The sequence below is a fragment of the Streptomyces atratus genome, from assembly GCF_014648655.1.
GTDB classification, from domain to species: Bacteria; Actinomycetota; Actinomycetes; order Streptomycetales; family Streptomycetaceae; genus Streptomyces; species Streptomyces atratus.
In genome coordinates this window covers 23480-30790 of record NZ_BMRN01000059.1, presented here as the reverse complement: position 1 = coordinate 30790, position 7311 = coordinate 23480, and the positions used below count along the sequence as shown (strand labels likewise).

Below are 7311 nucleotides of genomic sequence, written 5' to 3'. Positions count from 1 at the left end.
TGTCCCCGGGCCGTGGCCGACGGCGGCGCAGTCCGTCCGCGTAGGCCTGGCCGAACTTGGCGGACCAGCGGCGGATGGTCTCGTAAGAGACGATGACGCCGCGCTGCAGCATCAGCTCCTCGACCTCGCGGAAGGACAGCGGGAAGCGGAAGTACAGCCATACCGCGTGCGCGATCACCTCCACCGGGTACCGGTGGCCCTTGTACGACGGCGACGCGGACGACACGAACGAATCCCTCCCCGGCACGACCAACCAGAAGATCATCCCACCCGGCCAGTCAACGTGACAGCGCCCAGGAAGCGCTCAACCCTCTGTTGCAGGTCAGGGGGCAGACCAGTCAACTTCGAGACGATCACGCGAAGCTCTCGGCCGAGTTCGGAAAACTCGGCCCAGACCGATGGGTTCCTGGTGAGAACCGCGGACAGCAGATCGCCTTCGTACATGTCCCCCTCTGCCATCGGGTTGTCCCGCAGTACCTCCAGTGCCAGTGGCAGGAGGTAGGGCAGACCTATGTTCTGCCCTATCAACAAGCGCATGTCCTCGACGGCCAGCTCGCCGATCGGCTGACGCCGCAAGGCGTGTGCAGTAGCGACAAGACGAGTGTCGTCGGCTGACGGGGCTGGCCAGCGGGCGCGTTCAAGCTCTTCAAGGGAACGGTCACGATTCAAGGGGCGCGTCACCGATCGATTGTCCTACGACCAGATCTCAAACGCGGTCTGAGGGAGGCGTCGTAGCTCTTGGCTTCCTCTGCAGAGCCGATTACCGCCATGCATTCCATATCGGCACCGATGAGATGATTTCGCGAATCCGGGATCCTGGGCGAGCTCGGGCCGTACCACCTTCACCGCGACCAGCCGCCCGCTGGGCGACTGCCCCAGATAGACCTGGCCCATCCCGCCAGCGCCCAGGCGCCCGGTGATCCGGTACCGCCCCACCTGCCGCGGATCGCTCGGCTGCAGCTCTTCCACCAGGCTCTCCCCCTCACCGCGTGTCTCTTTGCTCGGCGCGATTACAACATCGCCTCGCCCGCACGCGCAGCCGTACGCCCGGAATCTGCGAATCGGTCGAGCGCGTCGAGGCGGCTGCGGTCCTCGTGCACGGCCAGGGCCACCACCTCGACCGGCCGCCCGGCGCGGGCGGACTCCTCGGCGGTGCCGATCGTCATCGCGGGATCCCGGGACACCCCTCCCAGCAGCAGCCCGTAGCCGTGGTCCGGTGCGTATTCGATGCTCATGCGCACCCAGCGGCCCGCCCGGCCACGGAGTGAAGTGGGAGGACATGGGCAACCCTGACCAGGCCACCGAGCAGTAACCCACCCGCCGCACGCGGGAACCGTCACACTCGCCCCAGCTCATTACGAGCTGAAAGGTCCGCCGGTCAGGCGACCTTCTGGCGCTGGGGCGTCTTCCGGGTCTTCACCCCGCCGACGATGAGCGCCAGCCCCACGGCGAGGATGCCGAGGTAAGCGGTGGATGGAAGGTCGACGACCTTGTGCATCCAGCCCCACTCTGTACCGAAGAAGGTCTGCGAAGCGAAGCTGACAAGCCCCTGGGCTCCTACGACGTAACCGATGCTTTCGGCGGTGTATCCGATGGTTGTTCGCACGGCTCAACCTTCTCGCAGCGGTGCCGCAGGATCGTCCTTCACAGGGCCGAAATCGCAGTAGGCCAAAGGATGCAGTTGCGTGCGGAGAGCACCGGCACAGCTGACCTGTGTCCATGAGCCTTGACCGGGGAGCGTCCGGATCCTGCCTCCAGGGCGCGATGTTCGTGCCCTGGAGGCACGCTCACACGTCACGGCGCCTCACGACGAGCACGGCGAGGGCGACCGCGACCAGCGGCCAGAGGGCGTACACGATCCAGGAGCCGGGGAGCGTGGCGGTGTAGCCCAGGGATCCGGGATCCGGCTCCCAAGTTTGGACCAGACGAGTCCAGGCGGCCGACACCATCGTGTGTTTGACATCCGCCGACCAGCGGTTGCTCTCCGAGAACATGGTGGGCAGCATCAGCAGGGTGAAGACGCTGGTGAGCATGGTCCCGGCGGCATGCCGGAGCAGAACGCCGAGGCCCAGACCGACCAAGGCACACACCGGAGCCAGCAACGCGGATGCCACCAGCGGCCGGAACACGTCGGAGTGGGTGATCGGAACACTGGCATCGTGCCCGTCCAGGATGGCCTGGGAGACCAGGAAGGATCCGATGGAGGCGGCCGTGCCGACCGCGGTCCACAGCACGGCGGTGACGACTGCCTTGGCCAGCACCACCGCACCACGGGCGGGGACGGCCACGGTGGTGGTGCGGATCAGCCCGCTGCTGTACTCGCTCACGACTGTGAGGGCGCCCATGCTGCCGGCGACGAGCATCAGCGTCATGTAACCGGTCGACGGGAAGGCGTCGTAGGCCAGGAAACTACCGGGTTCGGAGCCCGCGGCCTTGTCCGCCAGTGTGGCCACGGCGCCGGACCCGATGACGAACAGGGTGATGAAGGCGAGGGCCCACGGGGTGGAGCGCAGGGACCGCATCTTGATCCACTCGGAGGCGATCAGGTCGTGGAAGCGGGCGGGCGGCTCGGCGAGGGACGCGGCCGAAGTGGTCGCGAGGGCGGAGGCGTGTGTGGTCATCGGGGCTGTCCTGCCTGGTATTCGACGCTGTCGGCGGTGAGTTCCATGAAGGCCTCCTCCAGCGAGGCGGTTCGGGAGGTCAGCTCGTTCAACAGGATCCCGTTCTCGAAGGCGAGCGCGGCGATCCGGTCCGTCGGCAGTCCGGTAACGGCGAGCTTCTCGGCGCCCGCCGATCCCTCCGGCTCGACCGATGCGCCGGCGGCGGTCAGCACCGTCGTCAGCTCGGCTGCCTGCCGCGTGCCCACCACCACTCCGAGGCCGGTGCTGCGGGCCGCGAAGTCCCGTACCGATTCGGCGGCGATGAGCCGGCCCCGGCCGATGACGACGAGCTGGTCGGCGGTGTTCTCCATCTCCGACATGAGGTGGCTGGAGAGGAAGACCGTGCGGCCCTCGGCCGCGAGGCGCTGGAAGAGGCGGCGCATCCAGAGCACGCCCTCCGGGTCCATGCCGTTGACCGGTTCGTCGAACATCAGCACCGGCGGGTCGCCGAGCAGGGCGGTGGCCACTCCGAGGCGCTGCTTCATGCCGAGCGAGAACCCGCCGATGCGGCGGTTCGCCGCGTCGGTCAATCCCACTTCGTACAGGACCTCGTCCACACGGCGCGGGGAGATCCCGTTGCTGCGGGCCAGGGCGGACAGGTGGGCCGTGGCGGTGCGTCCGCCGTGGACCTGGCCCGCGTCGAGGAGGGCGCCGACGTGCCGCAGTCCCCGGGCGTGGCTGCGGAAGGGGACTGCGCTGACGGTGGCGGTGCCCGAGGTGGGGGCCTCCAGGCCGAGGATCATCCGCAGGGTGGTGGACTTGCCGGCTCCGTTGGGGCCGAGGAAGCCGGTGACCTGGCCCGGCCGCACGGTGAAGGACAGCTGGTCGACGGCGGTCTTGCCGTCGTAGCGCTTGGTGAGTTCGTTGACTTCGATCACATGGACAACCCTGCCGGGAGGGCCCCGTCCGGTCATGGGGCCGTGGGCGGCAATCACCTGCGGCCGCCTTCGCCCGTGGGCGTACGCCCACGGGCCGATGCCGCAGAGTCGGCGGCTGGATAGCCTCGCGGGATGAACGACAACCCGACCACCCCGTTGCCTGCGCGCGTCGCAGGGTATGACCTTTCTCTTGAGTGGGCACACCGCCTCGAGAGGGCACACCGCCGATGACGAGAACGAAGGTCATGGCCTGGGTGGGGGGTGTTCTGTACCTCCTCGCGGTGGGTCTGCTCATAGGAGGCACGCCGCGGGCTTCGGGCACGGTCCACGGCATCGGGGCACTGCTGGCGGCGAGCCTGCTCGTCGGCGTCCTGCGACGCGGGCCGGTCCTGGCCCTGACCATGGCGCTCTTCGGATCCACGGCCGTGGTGGTGGGTCCCCCAAGCTCCGCCGGCGTGGATCTGTCGGCTTCGTACCAGGGCCAGTTCCTGTCGTATCTGGCGGTGGACCTCGTCCTGGGCTACATCGTCGCCACCCGCGCGCGGCGGGCTTCGACCGTCGCCGCGGCCGCATCCCTCGTCGTCCAGCTCCTGCTCGTCGGCGGCTTCGCGCACGGCGACAGCCTGACCGTCAACCTCGTGATCACCCTCCTGGCGATGGCTGCGGCCTGCACGGCCGGTCTGCTGAGCCGCGAGCGCCGCGAGCACGCGGTGGCGCTGCGCGCGCAGGAGGTGGCCGAGGCCGTCATCGCCGAACGGCTGCGGATCGCACGGGAGTTGCACGACATGGTCGCGCACAGCATCGGCATCATCGCCATCCAGGCCGGGGTGGGAAGCCGGGTCATCCGGACACAGCCCGCGGAGGCCCACGAGGCGCTGCGAGCCATCGAAGCCACCAGCAGAGAGACCTTGTCGGGCCTGCGGCGCACGCTGGTGGCACTCCGTCAGGCAGACCCGGACGCAGAGGTTTCGGGGCGGGCACCGCTCACGCCTTCGCCCGGTCTGGCGGACCTCGAACGGCTGGCGGCGACGACGGCGGACGCCGGCGTACGCGTCGACGTGCGCCGCGGCGGGGAACAGCGCCCGCTGCCCGCCGACATCGACCTGTCGGCCTACCGTATCGTCCAGGAGGCGCTGACCAATGTGGTCCGCCACGCGGGCACCGGACACTGCCGGGTGACCATCGAGTACGGGGACGGGGAACTATCCGTGGAAATCGTCGACGACGGGCGCGGTGCCACCGAGGACGGCCCGGCCCACGGCTTCGGCATCGTGGGCATGCGCGAGCGGGTCGCTCTGCTGCACGGCCGCCTCAGCGCCGGGCCGCGTCCCGAGGGCGGCTTCCGGGTGGCGGCGCGGCTGCCCCTGCCCGACGCCGCCGTAGTTCCGGTGCAGGCCCGATGACCGGCAGTCCCGTACGCGTCCTGCTCGTCGACGACCAGCCGCTGGTGCGGTCCGGCCTGCGCGTGATCACGGCCGACCACCCCGACCTGGAGGTCGTCGGCGAGGCGTCCACCGGCGCCGAGGCGGTCCAACTGGTCGGGGACCTATGCCCCGACGTCGTGGTGATGGACATCCGGATGCCCGGCATGGACGGGATCGAGGCCACTCGACTGATCACCGCCGGTCCGGCGACCGCCCGCGTCCTCGTCCTGACCACCTTCGACGAGGACGACCACGTCTACGGTGCGCTCCGGGCCGGAGCGAGCGGCTTCATGGTCAAGGACATGGCGCTCGACGACATCCTCGCGGCGATCCGTGTGGTCGCCGCCGGCGACGCGCTGATCGCCCCGGGCGTCACGCGTCGTCTGATCGCGGAGTTCGCCGGGCGCCCCGAAGCCGCCCCGGCACGCTCCCCACGGCTGGTCGAGGGCATCACCGAGCGGGAACGGGAAGTCCTGACCCTGGTCGGACGCGGCCGGTCGAACGCCGAGATCGCGGAGGACCTCTTCATCACGGTGGCCACCGCCAAGTCGCACGTGTCGCGCCTGCTCACCAAACTGGGCGCCCGGGACCGGGTTCAGCTCGTGATCACCGCCTACGAGACGGGGCTCGTCACGCTGCCTCGCTGATGGCGTCCCCGGCCCCCAGGGTCTGGTCTCGGAGATGCCCTGTCGCTCGTCTCGTGTACGAGCCGCCGACGGAGCAGCCGCTACCACGCCACCCAGTGCGGCTGTAAACAGGACTGGCCGGTCCCGGCCTGGCTCAGTCCTCTCCGTCGTCATCGTCGAGGTTGACGGCGTCCGGGTCGCGCAGCGGCCGCAGCCCGTCGACCGGCTGGGAGGCGGTGAAGTTGTAGCGGCCCAGGCAGTTCAGATTCTTGTGCTTGAGCGGGGACAAGCGCGCGGCGTCCTCGTCCCGGATCTCGTGGCCTTCGGCACGGAGTTGGGCGACCGCAGCATCGATATAGCGGGTCGTCCAGAGGACTACCGCGTTCAGCACGAGGCCGAGTGAGCCAAGCTGGTCCTCCGTCCTGTCCCGGTATGCCTGGTGGATGGTGCCCTTCTTGCCGTGGCAGATGTCGCGGGCGAGCTTGTGGCGGGACTCCTGGACGGTGAGCTGCTTGTGCATCTGGCGCCGGTAGGTGTCGTCGACCGGGTCGACGACGGCGAGCAGGTGCAGGGTCTTGGCGATGCGCCCGTATTCGGCGAACGCCTGCCCCAGCGGTGTGGGATGCCCCTCGCGGCCGAACATCCGCTGGGGCTGGCCGCTTAGATGATCTCCACAGTTCGGTGGGATTGACACAGGTAGTCCCTCTCGATCCAGTCGAGGACAGAAGGGTGGGCCGGACGCCAGCCCAGTCGGGCACCCCTGCTTCGTACGCGGCTGTTGGAGGCGAGCACGTACAAGGCGAGTTCGTGCCCCCAGTAGGCGACGGCGGTGTCCGCGTCCCAGGACTCGGCGGGGCCCAGACCGAGTGCCGAGGCGAGCGAGGCGGAGATGTCGGCGAACGACGCCTCACCGTTCTCGACGAAGTAGAAGGATCCGGCCGAGGCGTCGGTGAGGGCGCGCAGGTAGAGGTCGGCCATGTCGTCTATGTGCACGGTCGACCAGATGTTGCGGCCCGCTTCCACGTACCGCACGACACCGCTGGCGCGAGCTTGCCGGGCGAGCACGGGGATCTGCACGCTGTCGTGGGCCATGCCCCGGCCGTGTCCGTAGACGAGGGAGTTGCACAGTACGACCGACCGCACGCCGCTGCCCGCCGCGTCCAGGACGAAACGGTCGAGGGCGACACGGTCGGCCTTCTCTTCGACGGGGCGCCAGCTCGACCCGGGGGCGACGATTTCCTCGGTGAACACCTCATCCGCGGCAGCACCGCGCGAGTCGGTGCTGACGATGCTGGAACCGCTGGTGTGCACCAGTGCGCGGCCGGTGCCCGCCAGTCCTTCGACGAGTGCCTCGACGGCGCCCCGGTGGTCGCTGGCGGCGTTGACGACGGCGTCGGCCTCGCGGGCACGCGCGGTGAGCAGCGCGCCGTCGTCAAGCGTACCGAGGACGGGGGTGATGCCTCGCCGCTTCAGCTCACGGGCTTTGTCCTCGGTACGGACGAGCCCCTCGACCCGGTGTCCGGAGCGCAGCAGCAGATCAGCGACCGAACCTCCGATGTAGCCGGTGGCCCCGGTGACGAAGACGCGCATGTGAGGACTCCAATTCAAGGACGGGGAAGGGGGGACAGGGAGGGGACTGTGCGTCTCTTGCACGTGCACGGTCATGTGGCGGCAGACCCCGGCCACCTTCCGGACGACACGGACCGGAGAGCTTTCGACCGGG

Annotated in this window: 8 protein-coding genes and 2 pseudogenes; 2 read left to right on the top strand and 8 right to left on the bottom strand. The window is 69.3% G+C overall.

Going from position 1 to position 7311, the window contains the following annotated elements; translation table 11 throughout:
* From IEZ15_RS38980 to IEZ15_RS38950, 6 genes and pseudogenes are all read right to left on the bottom strand, one after another.
* A pseudogene (locus IEZ15_RS38980) lies at positions 1–226 on the bottom strand (IS6 family transposase); the annotation flags it as partial.
* 35 nt (positions 227–261) lie between these two features.
* Positions 262–681 (bottom strand): contact-dependent growth inhibition system immunity protein, encoded by a 420-nt coding sequence (locus IEZ15_RS38975; protein ID WP_229846423.1) that lies wholly within the window; start codon positions 679–681, stop codon positions 262–264.
* 329 nt (positions 682–1010) lie between these two features.
* Positions 1011–1241, bottom strand: a complete 231-nt coding sequence (locus IEZ15_RS38965; RefSeq protein ID WP_268250490.1) for a zeta toxin family protein — start codon at positions 1239–1241, stop codon at positions 1011–1013.
* Positions 1242–1378: 137 nt separating this feature from the next.
* Positions 1379–1606: a hypothetical protein gene (locus IEZ15_RS38960; protein WP_189281750.1), complete on the bottom strand. Its 228-nt coding sequence runs from the start codon at positions 1604–1606 to the stop codon at positions 1379–1381.
* A gap of 181 nt (positions 1607–1787) precedes the next feature.
* Positions 1788–2621, bottom strand: coding sequence for an ABC transporter permease (locus tag IEZ15_RS38955; protein ID WP_189281749.1), 834 nt, complete (start codon positions 2619–2621; stop codon positions 1788–1790).
* Positions 2618–3538 carry an ABC transporter ATP-binding protein gene (locus IEZ15_RS38950; RefSeq protein WP_189281748.1) on the bottom strand — a complete coding sequence of 307 codons (921 nt, stop codon included), beginning with the start codon at positions 3536–3538 and terminating at the stop codon, positions 2618–2620. Before IEZ15_RS38950 ends, IEZ15_RS38955 begins: the two co-directional genes overlap by 4 nt.
* Positions 3539–3765: 227 nt before the next feature.
* Here IEZ15_RS38950 and IEZ15_RS38945 point away from each other — a divergent pair, with 227 nt between their 5' ends.
* Positions 3766–4941: a sensor histidine kinase gene (locus IEZ15_RS38945; protein ID WP_189281747.1), complete on the top strand. Its 1176-nt coding sequence runs from the start codon at positions 3766–3768 to the stop codon at positions 4939–4941.
* Positions 4938–5609, top strand: a complete 672-nt coding sequence (locus tag IEZ15_RS38940) for a response regulator (protein WP_189281746.1) — start codon at positions 4938–4940, stop codon at positions 5607–5609. The genes IEZ15_RS38945 and IEZ15_RS38940 overlap by 4 nt, the downstream gene beginning before the upstream one ends.
* A 133-nt stretch (positions 5610–5742) precedes the next feature.
* Here IEZ15_RS38940 and IEZ15_RS38935 read toward each other — a convergent pair.
* Together IEZ15_RS38935 and IEZ15_RS38930 are read right to left on the bottom strand one after the other, a co-directional pair.
* Positions 5743–6234, bottom strand: a pseudogene (locus tag IEZ15_RS38935) (Tn3 family transposase); the annotation flags it as partial.
* A gap of 14 nt (positions 6235–6248) precedes the next feature.
* A complete protein-coding gene (locus IEZ15_RS38930) occupies positions 6249–7178 on the bottom strand; it encodes an NAD-dependent epimerase/dehydratase family protein (RefSeq protein ID WP_189281745.1) in 930 nt (309 codons plus the stop codon).
* Positions 7179–7311 lie beyond the last annotated feature (133 nt).

Coding starts and splice junctions, on each gene's coding strand:
- IEZ15_RS38955 (WP_189281749.1), bottom strand. CDS start 2,621: ATGACCACACACGCCTCCGCCCTCGCGACCACTTCGGCCGCGTCCCTC.
- IEZ15_RS38945 (WP_189281747.1), top strand. CDS start 3,766: ATGACGAGAACGAAGGTCATGGCCTGGGTGGGGGGTGTTCTGTACCTC.
- IEZ15_RS38940 (WP_189281746.1), top strand. CDS start 4,938: ATGACCGGCAGTCCCGTACGCGTCCTGCTCGTCGACGACCAGCCGCTG.
- IEZ15_RS38930 (WP_189281745.1), bottom strand. CDS start 7,178: ATGCGCGTCTTCGTCACCGGGGCCACCGGCTACATCGGAGGTTCGGTC.